This window comes from Neobacillus niacini (assembly GCF_031456445.1).
GTDB classification, from domain to species: Bacteria; Bacillota; Bacilli; order Bacillales; family Cytobacillaceae; genus Neobacillus; species Neobacillus niacini_I.
The window spans coordinates 48206-70917 of record NZ_JAVDUQ010000001.1; the positions used below are offsets into that span (position 1 = coordinate 48206).

Consider the following 22712-nt stretch of genomic DNA (forward strand, 5'->3'; position numbering starts at 1 on the left):
TATGGGGAATTCAAATTGAAAATGTTCTTAATCAAAGTCATGAAGGACAAACCAGCGGTAATCCTTTGGATTTGTCCTTCCTAATTATTACGCAACATGGTTTTCAGTACGTTTACTTTTTACCTATAGCCAAAATTCTACAAACACTCTCTGCTGCATGAGCCAAATTATCGTAACCAGCATCTAAGGCTTTTTCTAAGCTTGTTACTCCCTTTAAAATCCCTACAATCGAGGTAAATCCATGCTCATATAGTACCTCAACCCCATCTCCTATTTTTCCGGCAAAAGCAATAACCGGAACTTGATATTTTTTTGCGGTTGCGGCTACACCATATGGAGTCTTGCCAAATAAGGTCTGTCCATCAATACTGCCTTCACCGGTGAAAACAAAATCGGCATCCTTAATCTTTTCCTCAAGTCTGGTATATTCAATCACCAGGTCTACACCTTTTTTTAACTCGGCCCGAAGAAATGCCATTAATCCAGCACCAAGCCCGCCGGCAGCACCGGCCCCTTCGACGATGTCAATATCAATTCCCAATAGTGCTTTAATCTTGTCTGCATAGTGTTTCAGATTTTGATCCAAATATTTGACCATTTCTGGGGTCGCGCCTTTTTGCGGTCCAAATATATAGGATGCACCAAGCTCACCTGTTAAAGGATTGTTGACATCACAGGCTACATCTATTTTTACGTTTTTAATTCGCTTATCTAAACCGCTTAAATCAATGGTATGAAGATGTCCTAATCCCCCGCCGCCAAACGGGAGCTCTTCCCCTTTTGCATCTTTGAATGAAGCACCAAGGGCTTGAAGCATCCCGATGCCGCCATCGTTTGTCGCACTTCCGCCAATTCCCAATAAAATCCGGGTAACCCCTTGGTCGAGGGCATATTTAATGAGTTCACCTGTGCCATAGGTCGTTGTAAGTAACGGATTTCGCTCCTCTTTTCCCACTAAATGAATCCCGCTGGCACTGGCCATTTCAATGACTGCCGTTTTCCCATCCCCAAGTAATCCATATTCAGCTTTTACTTTCCTTCCAAGCGGACCTGTCACTTCCATTTTGAGAAGGCTTCCGTTTTCGTAGCTGACAAGGGAATCAACTGTTCCCTCACCCCCATCCGCCATCGGAACAATCATGCACTCAGCATCCGGAAAAACCTTTAGAATCCCATCCTTCATTGCAAGGGCAGCATCTTTAGCCGTGATACTTTCCTTAAAGGAATCAGGTGCCAAAACAAATTTCATCAATATCGTTCCTTTTCATGTAATTATCATTATTATTTTTAAAAAGCGAGGTGGACTACGCACCCCATTTTTACCGTACCAGACATCGACGTTTGTTATCAAACTTCCGGCCTGAAAAAAAAGCACCATCAAGGCGCCATTATTTAAAATTCGAATATTTATTTATTATACTTTTATTGTCCCCCAATTGATTAAATTTCTCTGAATTCATTTTCGAATTCTTGTCCTTCCATTGATCATAAGTCATACCGTAAGAGCTTTCACTGTTTAAATATTTAATATAATCATTTCCATACGGATACAGCATATAATCACCCCCTTGTTATAAATGTATGCGCTTTCATAAAAATGTGACCAAAAAAAACGCCACTTCTTGAGTGACGTTAAAACTAATTATTTTCCAACTGCTACTTTTCTCTTTAAAGGTTTGTTTAAAACATTCCCTTTCCTATAAGCCAATCCCATCGCGGTTAAAAGTAATAAGCCGGTTACCACAAATACAATTTGTACCGGAAAAATCCCGCCAATAAAACCGCCGATCATCGGACCAATCATTCCACCAATTTGATTGGCGGTTTGACTCAATCCAAAGGCTCTTCCACGGAAAGCATCCGGTGTGGATTTTACAACGAGCCCATTTAATGCGGGATAGACGGCACAGAAAAACACACCATAAACAAAACGGATGAGCGAAAATCCCCAAATTTCACCGAAAAGAATTTGCGCCAATGTTCCAACTCCGCCGCCTAACAGCCCAATGACCAGCACTCTTTGAAAGCCCACTTTGTCCGCCCATCTTCCCCAATAGGGAGCAAACAAGGCACTGGCAATTCCCGGAAGCGAGAATACGATACCGGCTAGTAAGGACGCATCCTCAGAAGAACTCCCCAATTTAACAATATATAATGGGAGCACCGGTTCAATCGTCATGATCGAGCAGCTTGTTACGACGGTTAAAGTAAGTACCATCATTAAAGTCCGATTGGTCCAAGCCACCTTGAAATCATTTTTAACAGAGCCTTTCTCTTTGCTTGGAGTGAAGTTTTCTTCTTTTACCCAGAAAATTATCAGGAATGTAGCAATGAAGACAAAGATTCCTGCACTAGCAAAGGCTAATCGGTTTCCAACGAGATGAGCAATTCCTCCTCCCAGTAATGGTCCAACAATCCCCCCTGATGCCGTTGCGGTCGAGATGAGGGAAAGTGCGTAGCCGATCTTTTCATTTGGTGTATTCGTCCCAATTAATGCGATAGAACCAGGAATAAATCCGCTCAATAGCCCCTGCATAATTCTTAATGCTAAGATCTCATAAGGGTTCGTCACGAAGGCCATTAACGTGTAAATGACAAACAGAACAAAACCAGCCCGAATAATCATCGGCTTTCTTCCGTACCGGTCCGCTACCCTTCCCCAGAGAGGAGAGGCAATTGCCCCTGCAAAAAATGCCGAACTAAATAGCAGCCCTGACCACATTTCCGTATGCTGATGCACTCCAATTTGTAAGAGAAAAAGGGGTAAAAAAGGGATGACCATCGAAAAACTGGCTGATGTAAAAAAACAACCAATCCAAAGTACCCATAAATTCCGTTTCCACGTTTCCATTCTAATCGCTCTCCCACTATTTCCTTAGAATGACAAAGATGTAATCCACTATCCATCCTATCTGTTTGATATTGCCATCATAACACACACATCAGTTATTTTCATTCCCGAAATATTAGGGTATGGAAAAATGCAACATAAAAAAACACTTGCTCCATAAGCAAAGTGTTTTTTCGCCATTATTAGGAAAGGGATGAGGCAGCTGGTTATTTTACTACTAAGTCCTATCCCCTTTGCATAAAATTTTTAAAAGAGGTCGCTACAGCAAGCGTAACGGAGGGAATTTATGTTTAACTTCTTTTCTTTTAGAAAAAAACAAGAAAAAAGAGAAAATCAACTATCCCCTCTGATTATGACAAAATTAGATCGAATTATTGAATTGTTAGAAAAACAACAAAACGATCATAAAAGCAAGAATATCCATTTTGATCATGTACAAGTTGACCATTTAGAGAACATCGTCTTTCGATTAGATAATATTGAAATTGACGAATTAAGCGGAAAATTGATTATTGGCAACAACATTACAGGCTCCGAGGAACTGACCAAGCCACTCATTCAAAAAATAAAGAAAGAAAATGCAAAACAAGAAGCCATGACTGAATCCGAATCAAGTGATGACGCAAAGATGACAAAAACAGCAAAGGGTTTTCGGTTCCGAAATGAATTCTAACAATCTACTCCTCGTATCATCCCTTATTGATATTGGCAATTTTAATATCTTGATCATTCATAATGGCATCGACCACATCCTGATCATTATTCAGATTCACATTATTCAACAGATGATTATGGTCCCCAAATAAACCGCCCTGTGAATAATTAGCTTTTTCATTTCCATCTACCCCCGTTATATGCCCTTTTCCAACGAATACCGAGCTATTCTGATACATCGTATTCACATTTAAACTCTCAAGGTCCAAATTCGTTGTATGCTCTTCTTCCCCGTAATTTTCAAATGAAAAATGAATATCTCGGTCATCGATGGGCGTATCAATATAATCAGGGTCATTCAGGATTAAAATATTATGAAAAAGATAATTAGATGTTCCGCCAATACTTCCAATCACACTATTATCTTTTCCATGTGCGCTCCAGCCAACGGCATTATTTCGGTCTCCAATAAAAATTCCGGATTGTCTCTGCATAGTTTTAACATTTATATCACCAGTAAAATGAAAATTTGACGTTTTCATCCCAAATCGTTCCCTACGTATGATTTATTTCTCATCTATAAAACATTCCTTGACCTAAGTTTATGTTTACGTAATCCAGTTTGTGATGAATGCCTAACAAATCCTGAAAGATTGTGACATTCGCCCAGAAGTTGAATAGACTAATCTAACAAAAGAGTGGGAGTGTTAAAAATGATTCATCTTCATTTAGGAAATATATCGGTAGAAAAAATGAAAAATGTTTCAGGTATTTTTCTAGGCAAAAAAAATACACTAAAGCAATTCCGATATGAGAGTATTAAAAATGAAGCAGGTGGAACATTTGCAGGAGATAAAAATAAGCTAATCGAAAATTATTGGATTAAAAATAAAAAAACATGGGAGGAATAATTCGTGTCTGCTCCAATTTTATCGCCAACCTTTCATATTGGTACAATTAAAATTGGCACCATTGAAGGAGCTTCCTGTTTTAGCATCGGAAACAATTTTATTGAAGACTTTAAAAACAGTAAAAAACATAACCAGGGATTAGGAAACATCCATGGAGATGGAAACACGTTTGATCATACGGGCTCCTCCTTAACGAACTATGAGCCTGACCCTATGAAAAAGAATCCAGCCGACCTATAAATTCGAACCAACATTTGGTTTAAAATCCTGGTCAAAGATTACTCCATCAATCATTTCAAAGCTATCTACATTATTACTTAAATTACCGGCACTAACATTAAAGCAACCATAAAGACCGCCAAATCCTAAATTATATTTTCGATTACCGTCCATTCCTGTAACAATGGATTCACCAACAAAAACGGCTGCATTAGGCTGGGGAGAATTTATATTCATGATTCCTAAATTAATCACTGAAGGCACTGCAATTTCCTCCCGTTCTAACCATTATTTTAAAGTATCTTATGTATTTAAAAAGCTTTCTGTGAAAAAACTTACTGAAAGTAAAACAGAGCTGTGCAGGATGCCAGCTCTGTTTTTATTATATAGATTAATTTTGCCTTCATCAAAGGTAAGTTTTTGCTAATATTCTTAGATGAGTAGTGTTGAGGGATACCTAATTGATAATTCACAATATTTGTTTTATAGTTGAATGGGTTTAGCGCTATAATTTTATTTTTTGTTCGGTACCTATTTTTTGTGGATTATAAAGGAGTGTTATTTATGAAATTATCACAGCCTAATATATTGGTATATGACCCTAACCATGCTGAAGAATATGCCGAAAGTGTACGGGAAAGTGGTTTCACTGCTGCAAGGGCCGCAACAACTTACGAGGAAGCAGAAAAGTTTTTACCCGGTACCGAGGTTATTTTAGGCTGGAAATTCCCCACTGAACTCTTGAGTTCGCCGAATGCCTCATCTGTCCGCTGGTTTCAGTCAATGGGGGCTGGCGTGAATGATTTAGTGACCGATTCATCCATCCCTGAAGACATTCTCCTCACCCGAATTGTCGACCAATTTGGCACGTATATTTCTGAATATGTATTTGCCTATCTTTTGCATATCGTCAAAGACGTACCCCGAATGAGACAAGCTCAAACAGGACGGAAATGGGATTCCTTTCTATCTGACACCCTCGCCGCAAAAACGATCGGGGTCGCCGGGCTTGGATCAATCGGAGTTGAAATCGTTCGGAAAGCAAGAGCATTTGACTTGAAGGTTCACGGATTAAGTTTTAGTGGAAAAAATGCCAAAATCGTGGACCATCACTTCACGTCCAACCAATGGAGGGATTTTGTGAAGGATCTTGATTTTCTTATCCTCACACTTCCTTTAACAAATGAAACTTACCATGTTATCAATCGTGATATCCTTTACGCGATGAAGCCTGAAAGCTGTCTTGTGAATGTTGGCCGCGGTGCATTGATTGCTGAAAATGATTTACAAGCAGTTCTGAAGGATGGGCACCTAAAAGCAGCAGTCCTTGATGTTTTTGAGACAGAACCGCTGCCAAAGGATCATGACTTCTATTCATTACCAAATGTTTATGTCACCTCTCACTTATCCGGTCCAAGCACCGTTGCTGGAGTGACCCAATTTTTTGCAGATAATCTAAAAAGGTACTTAAATCAACAAACCTTGCTGGGAATCGTTGATCGAAAGCGCGGATATTAAAAAAAGAGCTCCCCAGTTATAGATTAACGGGTTCTCTTTTGAAGTACAAAAAGTGAAGAAACAGGTTAAATAACTTACGGAAAAGCATGGTAATTCGCAAAGGAATTCACCATGCTTTTATATTTCTTTAAACCCATATAAACCCCAAAAATTTATCGTGTTTAAGATATTTAAACAATGTCCTTAAAATCAAGGCTCTGTTATTCATCATTGTTGATTTTCGTGTAGGTATAAGAATTCATAGTCGGAGAATTTCCGGCTAATGTATATTGTGGAGGCTTAAGAAGCAGATATAAGCGGAGATATTCCGATTAACTGCTCTAAATAAGACAAAATCCAAAGATTTGGATAATATAAACGGAAAAACTTCCTTTATTTTTAGGGAAATATGGGTATTTCCCAATTTAGACGGAATTTTACCGTTTATTTTTCAAACTCTGTGAAATCAACATTCAGTTATATTAGAGCCAAAATAAATAACCTTATCTGATAATCCGATTCATTGGTAAAAGGGATGTATTGTTTATGACTACTTTCTTATACATAATTTAACATAGTAATTCACATCTATTTTAACAATCCAATTATCAGATAGAGAAAATCTATTCGCAAGTTGTTATTTACTATGTGACTTTATGTGCTATTTTGCCAAAAAACAATGATATAGCAATAAAAAATAGGATGAGAAAATCATTGCGATTTCACACCCTATTTGCATTGCGATTTATTGTTTTGCACCTTTAAAGAGAACCCGTTAAGTTATAGATAACGAATTCTTATTCAACAAAAGATTCAATCCCTTTTTTTTAACTCATATGAAAAATGGAATGGATTTGGGGATCAAAAAAACGGTCACCATGTTAAGGAATAGGTGACCGTTCATTCATCAAAAATCATACTAAATTTTTATTCAGGCTATTTTTTCGAAGGTCTTGTTTATCACGAATTCTCGTGAGTCGTTTCGTTTTTTGCTTTTCATACAAATAATAGACAATGAAATAGGAAAGAATGCCAAGAACTAGACCAAAAATGGTCATTCCAATTAAAACATGGACTCCCCCGTGCAGGACATTGATTAAGACACTAAAATCGCCATGCAATAGTTTATCAAATGAAAATGGTGTACTGTGCCCAATCTTCACCTTCAATGGGAAGACCGCTTTCCCAATTCTTTTTGCAAAAGGTAACAGGATTACAGGCAGAAAGGTTAGTTTACCAATAACATTTCCGATAATTGCAGCCGGAAATGAGCCTTTGGCCAGACGGACAATCGGGATAAACAATATATAGATAAGTGATGCAGATGAAATCACTAACATTTCCATACCAAAGCCAATTGCAAATCCCAATGATACTTTTTTGGCCCCTCCAGGAGAACGAAACAGTTTTAAAAAATTCAACCTAAACGCACGTCCAATGCGCTGAAAAAAATTATACCTCTTTTGCCTTATGCTCATATGAAAAACCTCCTTTGTAGCAGGCCAATTGGTCAAAAATCACAAAATAATAACTTTGTATTAATTATAATCAATTTTCACGTAAGATTGTCACTATTTTTATATTTTTTAGACAGGAAATTTAATACTTCTTTGGGTTTCAACAACAATCGACGCCTTATTTAGGTTCTTTCATATGTCTCATCGTCTTATCCTTCCAAACAAAAAATCGACAAGGCCACAACCCCCTGTCGATTTTTTCTTCATTTATGGCACGATTTTCCCGGCTGCATAAAACCACCCTGTCCTTTTCCTTTCCTGAACCACTCAGAAACTAGTAGACCGTTCTGTTCATTGAACGGTCCCATCAAACTAAAATAAAATCGAAGATAAATACACCACAGTCGTTACAGTAACCATGCTAAATATAGTAGACATTAATACCACCTGTGCCGCATATTCTGGATGATTTCCATACTCTAAGGCGAAAAGTGCGCTGTTTCTTGACGTTGGAAAAGAGCTTGCGATAAACAAGGCCTGTGCTGTAGTACCATCCAATTTTAAAGTGAAAATAATGATGAATGCAATGATCGGAGAAAGGACAAGACGACCAAGCAAACTTAAGACTAACGGCAAAGAGAATCGGCTAAATTTCAAGAAGGCACTTTGTGCTCCGAGTGTAATCAGCGCCACTGCCAGAAAAGCATCGGATGTATTTTTAACAGGCGCCCATAAAAATGCTGGAATTTTTATCTGAAGAGTATGGAGCAGCAATCCCAACAAAAAAGCATAAATCACCGGATTTTTCAAAAATTCTTTCAATGCTTTCACTTTACTGTGATCCACTGAAACAGAATTTAGCAAACCATAGGTATACGTTAGCAAATTCTGAAAAATCATCACCACAATCTGAATGGATGCACCTAATGGGTTCTGGTGGAACACCAATTGGCTGACAGGCAGCCCAAAATTCCCGGAATTATTTAAGACAATGCTATTTTTAAAAGTGGATGATAAACCGTTATCAAATTTTGCCACTTTGGAAATGAATGCACTGATCATCATCAAGCTAACTGCTTGTAAACTGAGGAATCCAAGAATATGAAGCAGTGTTTCTCCACCAACATTATTTTGATAAATATTGGTAAAACTGACAGCAGGCATTAAAAAATACGTATTTAATTTCGATAATGTGTTCATATCAAAATGAAATTTTCGATGCAGGAAAACCCCTGCTCCGATTAAAAGGAATACAGGTAAAACAACATTCAATAAGATATGAAAAAATATAAACATATGACTCTCCTAAATTTTCCAAAGTTCAAAAGAGCCCCAAAAAGCAGGAGCTCTTTATCCTAGAATGGAATAATCGTTAAAACGAGGGCTACTAAAATCATCACTGCCGTTGAACCGCAAGCCCATTTTAAGAAGGAGCGCTGCAGGTCTCCAAAATCTGAACCAACCATTCCAACCAATAAATAAGTAGAAGGAACAAGCGGGCTTAATAGGTGGACTGGTAATCCTAATAATGATGCTCGTCCAATCATCGCCGGATCAATTCCAAACCCACTTGCTGCTTTTGCCAGCAATGGTAAAACTCCGTAGTAAAAGGCATCATTTGACATAAAGAAGGTAAATGGTGCACTAATAATGGCTGTGATAACTGCAAAATGAGAACCAAGTGCATCAGGAATATGAGAAATCATGCTGCTTGCCATGGCATCCACCATTTTTGTTCCTGTAAGAATTCCTGTAAAAATACCGGCTGCAAATACCATGGAAACAACAGATAACGCATTATCCGCATAGTGCATGATTCGTTCTTTTTGTTCTTTCAAATTCGGGTAATTGATGGTGATTGCAATGGCAAAACCAATCATAAACAATACAGTTGTCGGAAGGACTTCTTGAATTAAAGCAACTAATAGTAAAATCGTAAGCAAATAGTTTACTAGAATTAATTTTGGACGTTTGAGGTAAGCATCTTCTGTTGTAGCTGCCATCTGCGCCATTGTGCTATAATCAATTTCCAATACTCCGATCCGTTTACGCTCTTTTCTTCCAAGGCAATATGCCATAAATAATACAAACAACACTCCGCCAATCATGCTTGGAATGACCGGTGTAAATACATCGCCCATTTCAAGATGTAATGCAGTCATTACCCTGGCAGTAGGACCTCCCCAAGGTAGCAAGTTCATTACTCCTGATGCTGATACAGCGATTCCCGCTAAAACCAATGGCTTCATGCCAATTCGTTTATACAATGGAAGCATCGCGGAAATCGTAATCATATAAGTGGTTGTTCCATCTCCATCAAGGGAGATTAATAGTGCAAGTACGGCTGTACCAATTGCTATTTTTACCGGATCTCCTTTTACTACCTTCAAGATGGTTCGAATAATTGGATCGAATACTCCGGCATCAATCATGATCCCGAAAAAGAGAATTGCGAAGAGAATCATAATTCCTGTTGGTGCTACACTCTTGATCCCCTCTAATGCCATCGGACCCATATCCTTGCCAAACCCGCCGATTAAAGCAAAAATAATTGGCACTACCATGAGTGCAATCATGGCTGAAAGACGTTTGGTCATAATTAAAACCATGAAACAAATAATCATTAAAAATCCTAAAATTGCTAACATTGTCTTCACCCCTTTTGTTTGTAAATTTATAATAATCGAAATTTTCAGAGGTGAAAACGTTTCCAAAATAATGTTAATATCGTAAATTAATTTGTATTTTGTACATATTGTTCACAGGAGGGGGATTTTCCCAGATTGAGTTTCTTCAAAAAATAAAGGACTGCCTTTTTGGCACTCCTCCTTAAACGGGATAATATTTTCTTTCCGGTCTTCCCACAATTCCATATACTACTTCCGCCTTTACTTCTTTGATAGAAGATAAATATTCTAAATACCGTCGAGCGGTGATCCTTGATGCACCAATTTCCTGACCGACTTCTTCGGCAGAAAGTCCTTCTTTTCTGGACCGAAGAACCGTTTTCACTTTTCCAAGCGTGATATCATCAATACCCTTAGGTAATCCTGCACTCTTTCCCGTTTTTTCCTGTTTTCCTTTACCAAATAAAAGATCAACATAGCTTTGATTTACTTCTTGGTTAGATGTTAGCAGGGAGTGTTTTTTCACATATTCCAAGATTACCTCATCAAATCGTTCCCTGTTGACCGGCTTGATTAAATAATTTTCTACTCCATAGCTTAATGCTTTTTCAAGGAAAGCTTTATCGGTTGCAGCTGTAATCATGATTATCCCCATCTTGGGGAAGCTCTCGCGAATGTTGGGTAGGAGTTCAGCACCGAGTATATCCGGCATATAAATGTCTAGCAGCAGCAAATCAGGCTGTTCTGTTTTTAGTAATTGAATGGTTTGTTCCCCATTTAAGGCTTTTCCAACTACGTCAATCTCCTTAAATTTTTGCAGGAATTTTTCATGAATATCTGCAATTCGGAAGTCATCTTCTGCAATCACTACCTTAATTTTACTCAATGTCTCATCCCCTCTCGGTGTTTTTAGGAAGATACACCGTAAAAACGGTTCCACTTTCTGGAGTGCTTTGAACCTCAACCATCCCATTCATCTCTAATGCGGCCTCCTCTACATTCGAAAGGCCAAATCCCCTTGACTCGGTTCCCTCTTTCGTGGTAAAACCCTTTTGAAAGAGAATCGGTATTTCAGTTTCACTGATTCCACTCCCATTGTCTAAGATTTCAAAGATGATATCACTTCCGATATCAGTTGCGAAAAATTTCACGGTTGGAGATTCTACCCCATAAACGGCCTCAAAGGCATTATCAATTAAATTTCCGAGGATTACAATCAAATTGGATAGTTTTATATGGGGTGGCAATGGTTCCAAATAACTGTCAGCAGCAATTTCAAACTTGATCTTCTTTTCAGATGCTTTTCCTAACTTCCCTAATAGAATGGCCTGTATTTTTGTATCTTTAATCTGATTAAAAACAACAGAATTCTGAAATTGCAGTGCCTGTGTTTCCGTTTGTATCATCTCAATCGCCTGTTGATACTCGCCAAGCTGAAGCAGACCTAAGAGCACATATAATTTATTGGTGAATTCATGAGTTTGTGCCCGAAGGTCTTCAGAATAGCTTTTTACCTCCGATATTGTATTTAACATTTGCTCTATTTCGGTTTTATCCCGAAAAGATGCAACCACACCACTAATTTCATTTTGATTGAAGAGGGGCGAGCAGTTTACAATAACAGTTCGATCTTTCCAGACCATTTCTTTATCGATTTGAGGTGTTCCCGTTTCTAGCACTTCATATAAATAGTCTGATGGAAATAAACCATCCACTTTCATATGTCTTACTGAACCATGAATGTTTAGGAGCTTTTTGGCCGGTTGATTCATCATTGTAATGAACCCCGCTTGATTAATGGCCAAAATCCCCTCTTTAACCGCATGTAGGACTGCGTTTTTTTCTTTATAAAGCCAGGCAATTTCATATGGTTCGAGCCCCATGGTGTCCTTACGAATATTTCTTCCTAGTAAAATACTTGCCATTAACGAGATGATGAGAGCGAAAAGGGCGACATACATAACCTTGGTCACATTTTTCATGATTTGCTGATGGATATCCTCAAGCAAAAATCCTACAGAAACAATCCCAATGATTTCACCTTTTTGATTAAAGATAGGTGACTTTCCTCTGATAGACGGTCCAAGTGATCCCTTTGCCTTGGATACATAATATTTTCCATTTTGAAGCGCTCTTTCGTTATCTCCACCCCTCATCTTCTTCCCGATCATTGTTTTTAGCGGGTGGGAATATCTCGTTCCATCCTTATTTCCTATGACTACAAATTCAGCACCGGTTTCTTTGCGAATTTTTTCGGCTATCGGCTCGATAGTTTGCGATGGATTTTTTGTTTGAAAAGCCTCTATTATGGTCGGTATAAATGAGACGGTTTTGGAAATTTCCAATGCCATTCTGCCCCGGTTTTCTTCGATTTGTTTGCTTTGCATATAGCTATAAAAAGCCGTCAGCAGCACGATTAACAATAATCCCAGTGACAGAACCAGCCCGAAGATTTTCGTCTGAAGTGAAATTTTCATTTTGTTCAGGCAGGACTCCCCCTTGCTTAAATGCGAATTCTACCATTTATTATATCGTTATTTTGGGTAGTTTTCTTTGTGGAAAAATTTTTTGTGGTTAATACCGCATTTTTTAAGGATAGTGGATTTTTATAAAAGTTTACTAAAGTAAGAGGAACCTCGTTCATTTATAGTTGAACCGAAATATGGAAAGGGAATGATGGAACCGGATGCCTTTATGCTCTGGAAGAAAGCACCGTTTTTCGTGGAAATCCAGCGTTCTGTTTATTCTGATAAGGTGATAAAAGAGAAAATTGAACGATATGAAGAATACTACATGAGTAACGAATGGCAGCAGGAACCGTGGCAACCGCAGAATAAAAAAGTGTTTCCTGCTGTCATTATGGTTACTGACACCCGGTACAAGATTGATGGTCCTTATATCCACTTTGTTCAGGTGCAAAATATAGATCAAGTCGTAAACACATTCGAACCTAAAAATGCTGGCGTAAGGATGGCTGATGCAATCCAATTAATCAGTTCCCATTGAGATAGTTCTGATACAGATGGCTTTAGGATCGACATACCAATAGTGCCACCCAGAGCCCAATAAAGGTGAGGGATCATATAGGCTATTGACCAAATAAAAACAGCATATCCCGACCATACCAAAGAACGCGTTTGCAATTGTTGTAATTGGGGATTCGGCAACTTAGGGTCGTTTACTTTTGTATTCGTCATAAAATCCTCCTATCCTTATGTTTATACATGTCTTCATATACAATGCTAATATACCTTCAATATAGTATAAGGTTTCTGAATTTTTAATGTGCAAATTGATTCAGCTGTTTAACATTCTGACCCCGTTAGTCATAAAACCGAAATCACTTCTGTATTAAGATAAGATATTTCGGTTGGTTCATCTTTTTTATAAACGATTTAACAGCGCATCCTTTTTATCACTCTTAGATTGGGAATTATCACGATTCTCTTTATTCCTTTTTACTAAGTGGGGATTGACTGTTACTACCTCAATGTTTTGGTTATATAACCATTGGGAAAGGTTAATCCAGTAATGGCCTGTGGGCTCCATACCAACTATTGTTGAATCTAATTTTTTTAGTTTTTCTAAGTTTTGCATCCAACTTAATAGTTTTACGAACCCCTCTTCATTATTTTCAAATGAAAGAGGATCTCCAACTACAATTCCACGGAAGTTAACAGCTCGAGCAACGTGTAGTTGTTGAGCGATATCCACATCAACAATAAGGTGTGGATCGGAAATTCTTTCAATTAGTTGATTTTGTTTGTCTTACATTTTAAAATTCATAGTAGGGCTTCCTCCTTAAGACAATGAGTTTAGATTGGTCTCTATACTCGTATCTTACTGAGGGTTTTTTCAACCCTGAAATTTAACGATCTACAGGAATGCTAACTTGCACCTTTAGTAGAATAAACAAAAAGCCGGCAATAGCAGCCAGCTCTTCAAGTATTACACTTTGTTAGTTGAAAGAAACGCCTAATCTTCCATAAAAATTCGTGCATAGTATTCCGTTTCTTCATCTAATTTGTTCTCTTTTCTCAATTCCTCAATAGTTTCTTTTCGGTCATATTCAATGATTTGAAAACTTCCTGAAACATTCTGCTATTATTTCTCAGTGTGGTTTTAGTGAATTTACATAATAGGTATCTTTATTGCTTAAAATTATCAAAACCGCTTACATTTTTGGATTAATTTAATTAGATTAATCAATCCATTTCAATAACTACATATTACACGAATAATTATATTCTTAAAAGAAAGTAGAACTAAGTTCATCTATTATTTGTTCAATGAGCGAACGCTCGGTCAGTTTGCGAAGACCTTTTATTGTATAACTATGTGTAAGTCTAATCTTGCATGAAATACTTGGAAATCACAAGTCTCTGAATTTCATTCGTTCCTTCATAGATTTTTGTCACTTTTGCATCCTGGAATAGCCTTTCCACCGGATATTCCCTGGTATAGCCATATCCACCATAGATTTGAACCGCTTCAGTGGCAGTCTTCATGGCTATATCAGTAGAGAAGCGTTTAGCCATGGCGATCTTAAATCCTTCGCCTTCCTGACCTAACAGATTTTCTACGGGAACTTCTACGTTTTCAAAAATTAATTCTGTTGTATTGGCCCCACCCCATTCTTCCGGAACGGGGATACCCACCATTCCGTATTCACCCATCTTACGGATTAACTCTATAGGGAACTCATCCTTCTCTTCCATCAATTCAATAATGGATACAATTTCTTTTTGGGCGAAATATCACACCGTTTTACGCATCATCTCTTGCTCTTCGTTAAGATTCAAGGTGATCACCCCTAGGGATGCTTTGTTATTCAAGAGTCTACTATTATTCATAGATATAGTAACCCCTCATCAATGTTTGTTGTCATTCTATTTTTCTTGTTATTAGTTTGCATAAACAGAATTATTGGTAGACACTTTTTCAACTTGAAACCTTTGTAATAAAAATATTTTTTTATCAATATCTTGACTAATTTGTAATACTTCAAAATTTCCCATACCTTTCCTTTTTGCGAGTTTTAGCATTTTTTCACGGTCTATTTCTATACTTTTTCTCATTTCTAGTATATTAAATGGCGACATAATGTACTTTTTTCCTTTCATATTTAATTAGTCTGATATTTTTTTTATTATTTAGTTGTTTTTCTCTGGACATCATCAAACTGCTAATACCACTACACCATTGGTTATATTCTTGACAATGATTAATCACCGGGTTGCTTCTACATATTTTGTTGCTGGACGACGAAAGATAATAATGTCTATCACACTATGACAAACGTCGTCCAGCCAAAAATTTGACTTACCGGAAAAACACTGTAAAAGGATTGTCTTCATTTAGTGACCGACTTTATTTAATAAACTTTTACCTTTGTTTTTTAATTCCGTCGAGTAATTATTTTAGAATATTCATACGCGAGGTAATTTCCTCAGGCCGTGCACCCAACCACCAAACAGGTTCAGCTGTACCCTCTGTAACGCGACCATCACGATGTACGTAGAAACGCTCATCACGGCCCTTAACGTATTCACCGTTCAAAGCTCGTATGGTCCATTCAGCTCCGAACCGGAACATTTCCGCGGCGACACCACCAAGCGGGTGGAATTCGTTCTCGTAAACACGCATTTCCTTTGGAGCTTCAACTAACTCATACAAGGCCAGCGCTTCTTCTAAACGGGTCAATTCATCAAATTCACCGATTCCCATAAAAACTGGACATTTTATTTTGGGAGCAAGATCCCACAGATTCATATGATTACCAAGTTCACTATCAAACTTTGACTCATCTGAATACCCAGACATATACATATAATTGGCTTTAAAGCTTGGTTGCGCGCGATTAAAGATCGTATCGAATTCGCCATAAACACCCATAAATCCAGTAATGGCACCTAACCGTGGATCATGAGCTGCTGCACGCATACCCCAATAGCCGCTCATGCTGCAACCGAAGAACCCGATTCGTTGAGGATCAACTTGAGGAAGATCCGATAAAAAGTCTACATAACGACTCACAGCGCGCTCGTAGTTAGAAAGGTCAACCTTAAGTCCATTTGAAACTGTTTCTCCCTGACCAGGTCCTTCAATAGAAAGTGCAACAATACCTTGTGAAGTATAATATCGTTGGGCGATGTATATATAATCTTCTTTGATCATATCCATACCTGGTCCCAATATAACGGCAGGCGCATTTTGAATATCACCAGCTGGAAGGTGCAACAACGCATAAATTTTCTTTCCTTCAAAGTCTAGTTCCACACGCTGCACTTTGTTATTACCAAGTCTAGATATAGCTGCTACACAGCTATTGCACTGTTCCCGAAAAGCTAGTTTGCGTGGATCGTCTTTAAAATAGGAATATTGTGCGCGTCCCCACATCACAGCGGCTCTAATATACAAATCCATTGCTGTGGTCGGAAACCCTTGACGCTCATAATGCTCTGCACGCTCCTCCGCTTGCGCCGCTACAGAAGCCCATGCTTTTGGTAACATGGCACCGCTCTTGACCTGGGCAAACACTTTGTCAAAATCCGTATGATCATGCCCTAACTGCTCCATGGTAGCTTTGGCTTCAGGATGTAAAGCATCAAAGCCTCCAAGCGCTATGGCAATATCCAATGTCCAACTCTGATTTTTAGCTCTTTGTGTCATATAAATTCATCCTCCAATCCTTTTTATAAATCAGAATTCATTCTTAAATGTTTGATTGTTGATTTCTTTTTCTAGGTACTAGGAAAGAACACAGTGCTGCCAGTAATGCTGCAAACGCAAACACGTAGAAGCTCCAAGACAAACTAATGTTGTTCGATAATAGTATACCTCCTAGAATCGGTCCGCAAATGGCCCCAAACCTTCCGAATCCTATTACAAATCCCAATGCACTGGAACGGTTTTCTGTTATGAAATATTTGGAAACATATGCCGTAAGTATACTTGTCGTTCCCAAGGCTCCAAAGCCAGCAATGCCTACAAGGGCATGCAATACGATTTCGTTGGATGTCACGGTAAGCAAAAGAATGGATATGCCCCCCAGCAAATAAGAAATGCTAATGACCCTATTGGATCCCCAACGGTCAGCAGCAGCACCAGCCAATAAAGAACCAATTACAGCAGTTAAATTGAAAATAAGAAGAAACAAAAAGCTTGATTTGATAGGATAGCCTGCTTGCTGCATAATTTTAGGCAACCACGTGTTTAAACCATAAACCATCAAAAACGTCATAAAATAAGTTAGTGAAAACAGAATAAGCGCTACAGCATTTTCTTTTATAAGGAGGCTTTTTAAAGCACTGAAACTATGAGTCGCTTTTATCTCCTTACTTTCGACTTCTGGCAGAGAATCTAGTGAAATGTCGAATCGATTGGCAATGCGTTCTGCTTCGCCCCGTCTACCGCGAATCATAAGAAAACTAACGGATTCGGGTAGATATTTGATAATTATAGGAATTGTCAGCAAGGGCAAAACACCAATCCAAAACAAAATGCGCCAGTTTTGATCGTTTAACAGGAACAATGCTACGATTGCTCCAGCAACGCCTCCTAGGGCATATCCCGTATTCATCAATGTGTAATTAAAAGAGCGTCGATTTGGTGCGGAGTATTCAATAGTTAGTGCAGATACACAGGGGCCCACTCCACCGATTCCAAGCCCTCCGATAAACCGATATAAGGCAAACATTTCTGGTGAGGATGCCATTGCAGACAAAACCATCGATAAAGAGAACAATATCAAACAACTTATCAGTGTATACTTGCGTCCGATGATATCGGAAATGGCCCCTATAAGTATCGTTCCTACCAAGACACCAGCTAACGCATAGCTACCTATTAAACCTGCTTGCGTGGCAGTCAATCCCCAATCCGATTTCATTAATGCTGGAATTACCGCCCCGTATATACCAAGATCGTATCCCTCAGCGAAAATGACAAACCAACAAATGAAAATGACGATCCCTGTAGCTGGATTCTTTTTTTCAACGCCTAAAGCAGGTTCGGATTGCGCAAGTAATGAATTGATCTCACCCTTCATCTTATAGCCCCCCTCAAACTCTCATTTTATGGTTAAGAGTAACAAATTAGCTTAATGCAGATAAAACATACAATAAATACTAAGGAGGCTACAGGGGGTACAGGACTGTCCCCCTTTGAATTCTAAGATGTTAATACCGCTTGCCCATATTAGTTTTCGTCTATTTCCGCAATCCCTAAACACCACGAATAGTTATGAATGCCGATAGCAATCTATTATGTTATCTCATGCCCTGATTAAATTAGATTAATAGGAACAGAGGTTACGAGTTCTTCTGAACCTGCATATTCTCTCAACTCGATAATGTAATTCCCATATTTCGACACATAAACAATGCTGCCTGGGGTAACAACAATACTAGTTGTAGGCTCCTCGATGATCGCAGGGCCTATTACTTTGTTCCCCGCTTGAAGCATACTTCCGTCATAGACTGGCACCTCTATCATCTGTCCCAATTCTCTAAAATACACATTTCTTGGAATCTTCAGGGCTGATTGGGGTGGAACTTCGTCCATTAAATCTTGTTCTTCAAGGCTTATTTCTGGTGTAACCCCTCTTGCTACAACCTTCCACAAGACAAATTCGATGGCCTGTCCTTTTTCCATGGAGCCCAGTGTAGATTCATGCTTCACATGGAAATCCTCAATTAGTTTTTCCAGGTCATGGTTATCCTTAATAGAAGTATTTGTGAGCGGTACCGCCAACTCACGTTCTTGGAATAAGTACCTTGCCTCCACCGCAAATTCGAGAACTTGATGTTCCTCAGGGACTCCTACTGTTCGTAGAAATGTCTTAGCGTCTTCTACCATCATATCCAACACCAATTTTACTTCTTGATAATTGAATTCACTAGAAGTCGTTAAATAGCTGCGATTAAACTCCCGAATAACATCCGCAACAATTCCTCCGAATGCACTTAAAGTAGATGCGGTTTTTGGTACAATAACCTCTTGACACCCGAGTTGAGATACGAGAGGAATAATGTGTAAACCTACAGCTCCACCCCCTGCTACGACCGCGTATTCTTTTGGATCGATCCCCTCAAAAACTGTAATGTCTCGAACAGCCTCAGTCATTAAGTGATTAGCTGTATTGTAGATGGCATAGGCAGCATCCATAAGGCTTAAGTTAAGAGGTTCGGCGACTGATTTCATAATCGCTTTTTTAGCTAACTCCTTGCTCACCTTCATTTTTCCACCAAGGAAATAATTTTCGTCTAAATATCCTAGGACAAGATTTGCATCCGTTACTGTTGCCCGTTCTCCACCGCGCATATAGCAAGCAGGACCTGGAACTGACCCTGCTCCTTCGGGTCCGACTCGAATAAGTCCCCCTTTGTCAACCCAGGCGATACTTCCACCGCCTGCACCTATGGTCTTTACATCTACCTTTGGAATGCTTAGTCGCTCATTTTGTATTAAGTTGTCATTAGAAATTGTAATAACTCCATTTGTTACTCTACTTACATCAAAACTGGTACCGCCCATGTCACATGTAATGATGTTATCCTTATTAAGTTCTTTCTTCACATAAAACTTCCCAGAAACAGGCGCAAGAGCCGGCCCCGAATCCAAGCTATAAATAGGGCTGTCTATCATTTCTTTTGGAGATGTAACTCCTCCTGAACAAGTGAGCAAAGAAAGCTCTCGCTCAAAACCTATCTCCCGAAGACGACTTTCAAATCTACTAACATAGTGAGTAATTAATGGCTTTAACGAAGCATCAATAACAGTACTTACCGTTCTTCGATATTCTCTAATTCGTGGATTAACAATATGGCTAAGCGTGTAGGTCTTGCCAGGCCATTCTTCTTCAATAATTTCTCCAATCCTCAATTCGTGAACCGGATTGATAAAAGACCAAAGCAATGAAATGGCAATAACCTCAACGTCATACTTTTTAAACTCTTGGATTGCCGCCCTTACTTGTTCTTCATCTAAAGGTGTTTCGACTTCGCCTTCGGAATTTACTCTTTCCAAAACCGGTATCGTTAGATAGCGAGGAATGTAAGGTTCAGGATAATCCATATACCAATCGAATGGATCTTCTTTACCAGCTTCACGAAATAATAACGTATCCCTAAATCCGCTTGTACAAATCAGTCCGACTTTAGCAACTTTCCCTTCAATAAGGGCATTTGTACTTGTTGTTGTACCATGGCCGAAATATTCACATAATTTCATAAACTCATTCAGCGATTTCCCATAAAACTCAGCGGCTAATGTTAGCCCGTTTATAACTCCATTTACACGATCTTCTGGAGTTGTAAGGGATTTGAAAATATTTACAGTTCCATACTCATCCACCACTACAATATCTGTAAATGTACCCCCAATATCTGTACAAATTCTAAATGCCATAATACTTGCCACCTTTCTTGAGCACTTGTCTTAATAACTCTGTAGCTGAGTAATTAACCGTGTACAATTCCGAAGTTGTATTCAACACGACTCCGTAAACTTCTTTTGCTTTTTGTTCAGTAATCCAACCTTCTCTTACACGATGTCTCACTTTTTCTGGATCACGATTCAAAGGATCACCATATCCTCCACCTGAGCTGATTTCAGAAACTAACGCTTCGCCAGGCATCAAATCAAGTCCATGGAACATTGGAAGCTCAATGGAATTATCTTCCCCTTTCGCTACCTCATACATGGCAGCTTTTGCAGGAGAGCCATTATATCCCCCCTTAGCTCCACGGGGAGGATTATACTTCCCATCACATACGTACATAGATGTTACTTTATCTTCTCTAGCCTTCATAATGACTTTAGTCGCTGGTGCACCGTCCCACTGACCGGCACCACCAGAGTCCGTAATAATCTCTTGCTTGATATACTGAATCGGATACTTTTGTTCAATAACTTCCAGCGAGTTCCACTCCATCATTGCTCCATTACAAATACAATAGGTCACAAATCCATCATGTCCGTATACGCCCATTCCACCGCTGTGCCCCGAGATCAATTGGGTTACATAAGGTCTTTTGTAACGAGAATCATACCCGGAAATAACAGAAAGTGACGGAGGTTGGGCGAAGGCTCCCTCTGCCATACCTAAGTTATCGCCGATCTTATTGAAAGCACATTGTACCGCTAAAATTGCTCGGTCAGCCAAGTTAGTTGTTGCTAATGAAGAAGAATATGGATGGCTCACTCTACCAATAGCACTATGATCACGCATTTTAACAATGATACGGCTAAATGTTCCTTCACAAAGTGGTAGACCAGCCGGCAAATAATTCAATACACCTGTTCGCCCGGCTGATAATACCGTTGCTTCACACAAGTTCAGTCCGCATGCCACTGGATCTATGTTATCTGTAAAATCAACCTCAATCAGTCCATCTTCAGGAAGAATACTTAGCTTTACCTTAACTGTAACGCCATCTGGCAGTACACCCGGAATGGGGTCATGACTCGATTCATTAAACCAGGTGCCCTCAGGCAACTTTTTGATTTCTTCGATCATTCGTTTCTTCCCGTAATCCTGCCACTCTTTACAGAAGGTTCTAACCGTTTCTTTTCCGTATTTCTCAATTAGTTTGGTAAGTTCTCGCTCACCAATTCTAGCTGCTCCGATCATAGCCAAATAGTCTCCGTACCAAACATCCGGCACACGGATCCTCATCTTGGCCATTCGGATTAGATCTTCAACATCTTCGTAATTCTTTTGTATTTTTACACAAGGAAAACAGAGAGCACCTTCTTCAAAAATATCCTTCGCTAATGCGTGATAGGTTGTCGGAACGCTATTTCCAATATCCGCCTGGTGCCCTCTCACTGTACAAAGAAACATCAGTTCTCCTTCATGAAAGACAGGAACAATAATCGTGTGATCCCCCATGTGTGTATTTCCATGATACGGAGAGTTATTCAGGATAGCGTCTCCCGGAGCTAACGTATCTACGCTATGAAATTCAAAAATAGACTTTGATGTTAAACTCATATTCGCTACGTGCACTGGAAACCCGTTAGGTAGTGCAAGAACGTCACCAACTCCATCGCAAATAGCAGTAGAGAAGTCCCTAGCACTGCTCATTACACTAGATCTTGCACTACGCTGTAACGTATAAGACATTTGTTTCGAAATGCTGTTGATTTTACTTGAAAGAATTGCCATTAAATCCGGAGCTATTGTATTTTTCCCCATCTAAATCACCCTCTTTTTCAACATTTTATTTTTTCTATATTTTCAATAAATTTATGACAAAGATTTAACATGAAACATTTTTTACTTTGATAACACCTCCCCCTCGTTTCTTGTCATTATTAGTTAATAAAGCTCCACCTAACAAACCTTAAATCTTATATTTTATATTTTATAATATTTAATAAGTAAGTTAACTTTGTTTTAGTAAAAGTTAACATAAAGCATTTGATTTACCGCTATTCTTTATTTGTTGCTTGGCCAAATATTCCGCTGCCTTTTCCTACAATGACAGTA

At 38.8% G+C, this 22712-nt stretch carries 19 protein-coding genes and 3 pseudogenes; 5 read left to right on the plus strand and 17 right to left on the minus strand.

The window, feature by feature from the left end; translation table 11 throughout:
• Positions 1–112: 112 nt before the first annotated feature.
• Positions 113–1249, minus strand: coding sequence for a glycerate kinase (locus J2Y67_RS00255; protein WP_310169485.1), 1137 nt, complete (start codon positions 1247–1249; stop codon positions 113–115).
• Positions 1250–1642: 393 nt separating this feature from the next.
• Positions 1643–2851, minus strand: a complete 1209-nt coding sequence (locus tag J2Y67_RS00260) for an MFS transporter (RefSeq protein ID WP_310169486.1) — start codon at positions 2849–2851, stop codon at positions 1643–1645.
• 352 nt (positions 2852–3203) lie between these two features.
• Here J2Y67_RS00260 and J2Y67_RS00265 point away from each other — a divergent pair, with 352 nt between their 5' ends.
• Positions 3204–3524 carry a hypothetical protein gene (locus J2Y67_RS00265; RefSeq protein ID WP_310169487.1) on the plus strand — a complete coding sequence of 107 codons (321 nt, stop codon included), beginning with the start codon at positions 3204–3206 and terminating at the stop codon, positions 3522–3524.
• Positions 3525–3540: 16 nt separating this feature from the next.
• Here the strand turns inward: J2Y67_RS00265 and J2Y67_RS00270 are convergent, their stop codons facing one another.
• Positions 3541–4047, minus strand: a complete 507-nt coding sequence (locus J2Y67_RS00270; RefSeq protein ID WP_310169488.1) for a hypothetical protein — start codon at positions 4045–4047, stop codon at positions 3541–3543.
• A 171-nt stretch (positions 4048–4218) separates the two neighbouring features.
• Between J2Y67_RS00270 and J2Y67_RS00275 the strand changes: the two genes are divergently transcribed.
• Both J2Y67_RS00275 and J2Y67_RS00280 read left to right on the plus strand, forming a co-directional pair.
• A complete protein-coding gene (locus tag J2Y67_RS00275) occupies positions 4219–4416 on the plus strand; it encodes a hypothetical protein (RefSeq protein WP_310169489.1) in 198 nt (65 codons plus the stop codon).
• Between the two features lie 3 nt (positions 4417–4419).
• A complete protein-coding gene (locus tag J2Y67_RS00280) occupies positions 4420–4656 on the plus strand; it encodes a hypothetical protein (RefSeq protein WP_310169491.1) in 237 nt (78 codons plus the stop codon).
• Here J2Y67_RS00280 and J2Y67_RS00285 read toward each other — a convergent pair.
• Positions 4651–4899, minus strand: coding sequence for a hypothetical protein (locus J2Y67_RS00285; RefSeq protein ID WP_310169493.1), 249 nt, complete (start codon positions 4897–4899; stop codon positions 4651–4653). The two genes, J2Y67_RS00280 and J2Y67_RS00285, sit on opposite strands and share 6 nt — an antisense overlap.
• A gap of 300 nt (positions 4900–5199) precedes the next feature.
• On the opposite strand from J2Y67_RS00285, the gene J2Y67_RS00290 reads away from it, so the two are divergent.
• Positions 5200–6153 carry a D-2-hydroxyacid dehydrogenase gene (locus tag J2Y67_RS00290; protein ID WP_310169494.1) on the plus strand — a complete coding sequence of 318 codons (954 nt, stop codon included), beginning with the start codon at positions 5200–5202 and terminating at the stop codon, positions 6151–6153.
• Positions 6154–7046: 893 nt separating this feature from the next.
• Here J2Y67_RS00290 and J2Y67_RS00295 read toward each other — a convergent pair.
• From J2Y67_RS00295 to J2Y67_RS00315, 5 genes are all read right to left on the minus strand, one after another.
• Entirely contained in the window at positions 7047–7610 is a 564-nt protein-coding gene (locus tag J2Y67_RS00295) for a DUF2062 domain-containing protein (protein ID WP_310169496.1), read from the minus strand.
• A gap of 351 nt (positions 7611–7961) precedes the next feature.
• Positions 7962–8885 carry an AEC family transporter gene (locus tag J2Y67_RS00300; protein WP_310169497.1) on the minus strand — a complete coding sequence of 308 codons (924 nt, stop codon included), beginning with the start codon at positions 8883–8885 and terminating at the stop codon, positions 7962–7964.
• 59 nt (positions 8886–8944) lie between these two features.
• The gene (locus J2Y67_RS00305; RefSeq protein ID WP_396954023.1) at positions 8945–10279 is read right to left on the minus strand and encodes a CitMHS family transporter; all 1335 of its coding nucleotides are present in this window, start codon (positions 10277–10279) and stop codon (positions 8945–8947) included.
• A 139-nt stretch (positions 10280–10418) separates the two neighbouring features.
• Positions 10419–11102 (minus strand): response regulator, encoded by a 684-nt coding sequence (locus tag J2Y67_RS00310; protein WP_310169499.1) that lies wholly within the window; start codon positions 11100–11102, stop codon positions 10419–10421.
• A 4-nt stretch (positions 11103–11106) separates the two neighbouring features.
• Positions 11107–12693, minus strand: coding sequence for a sensor histidine kinase (locus tag J2Y67_RS00315; protein ID WP_310169500.1), 1587 nt, complete (start codon positions 12691–12693; stop codon positions 11107–11109).
• A gap of 196 nt (positions 12694–12889) precedes the next feature.
• Between J2Y67_RS00315 and J2Y67_RS00320 the strand changes: the two genes are divergently transcribed.
• Entirely contained in the window at positions 12890–13222 is a 333-nt protein-coding gene (locus J2Y67_RS00320; RefSeq protein WP_310169501.1) for a replication-relaxation family protein, read from the plus strand.
• 390 nt (positions 13223–13612) lie between these two features.
• Here J2Y67_RS00320 and J2Y67_RS00325 read toward each other — a convergent pair.
• The 8 genes and pseudogenes from J2Y67_RS00325 to J2Y67_RS00355 form a co-directional block, all read right to left on the minus strand.
• Positions 13613–13966, minus strand: a pseudogene (locus J2Y67_RS00325) (IS110 family transposase); the annotation flags it as partial.
• A 596-nt stretch (positions 13967–14562) separates the two neighbouring features.
• Positions 14563–14769 (minus strand): annotated as a pseudogene (locus J2Y67_RS28165) (acyl-CoA dehydrogenase family protein); the annotation flags it as partial.
• 75 nt (positions 14770–14844) lie between these two features.
• A pseudogene (locus tag J2Y67_RS28170) lies at positions 14845–14958 on the minus strand (acyl-CoA dehydrogenase family protein); the annotation flags it as partial.
• Positions 14959–15120: 162 nt separating this feature from the next.
• A complete protein-coding gene (locus J2Y67_RS00335) occupies positions 15121–15294 on the minus strand; it encodes an aspartyl-phosphate phosphatase Spo0E family protein (protein ID WP_310169502.1) in 174 nt (57 codons plus the stop codon).
• A gap of 337 nt (positions 15295–15631) precedes the next feature.
• The gene (locus tag J2Y67_RS00340; RefSeq protein WP_310169503.1) at positions 15632–16888 is read right to left on the minus strand and encodes an alpha/beta hydrolase; all 1257 of its coding nucleotides are present in this window, start codon (positions 16886–16888) and stop codon (positions 15632–15634) included.
• A gap of 43 nt (positions 16889–16931) precedes the next feature.
• A complete protein-coding gene (locus tag J2Y67_RS00345; RefSeq protein WP_310169504.1) occupies positions 16932–18266 on the minus strand; it encodes an MFS transporter in 1335 nt (444 codons plus the stop codon).
• 236 nt (positions 18267–18502) lie between these two features.
• On the minus strand, positions 18503–20626 hold the full coding sequence (locus J2Y67_RS00350) for a hydantoinase/oxoprolinase family protein (protein WP_310169505.1): 2124 nt from the start codon (positions 20624–20626) through the stop codon (positions 18503–18505).
• Positions 20616–22418, minus strand: coding sequence for a hydantoinase B/oxoprolinase family protein (locus J2Y67_RS00355; RefSeq protein WP_310169506.1), 1803 nt, complete (start codon positions 22416–22418; stop codon positions 20616–20618). The genes J2Y67_RS00350 and J2Y67_RS00355 overlap by 11 nt, the downstream gene beginning before the upstream one ends.
• Between the last annotated feature and the right edge of the window lie 294 nt (positions 22419–22712).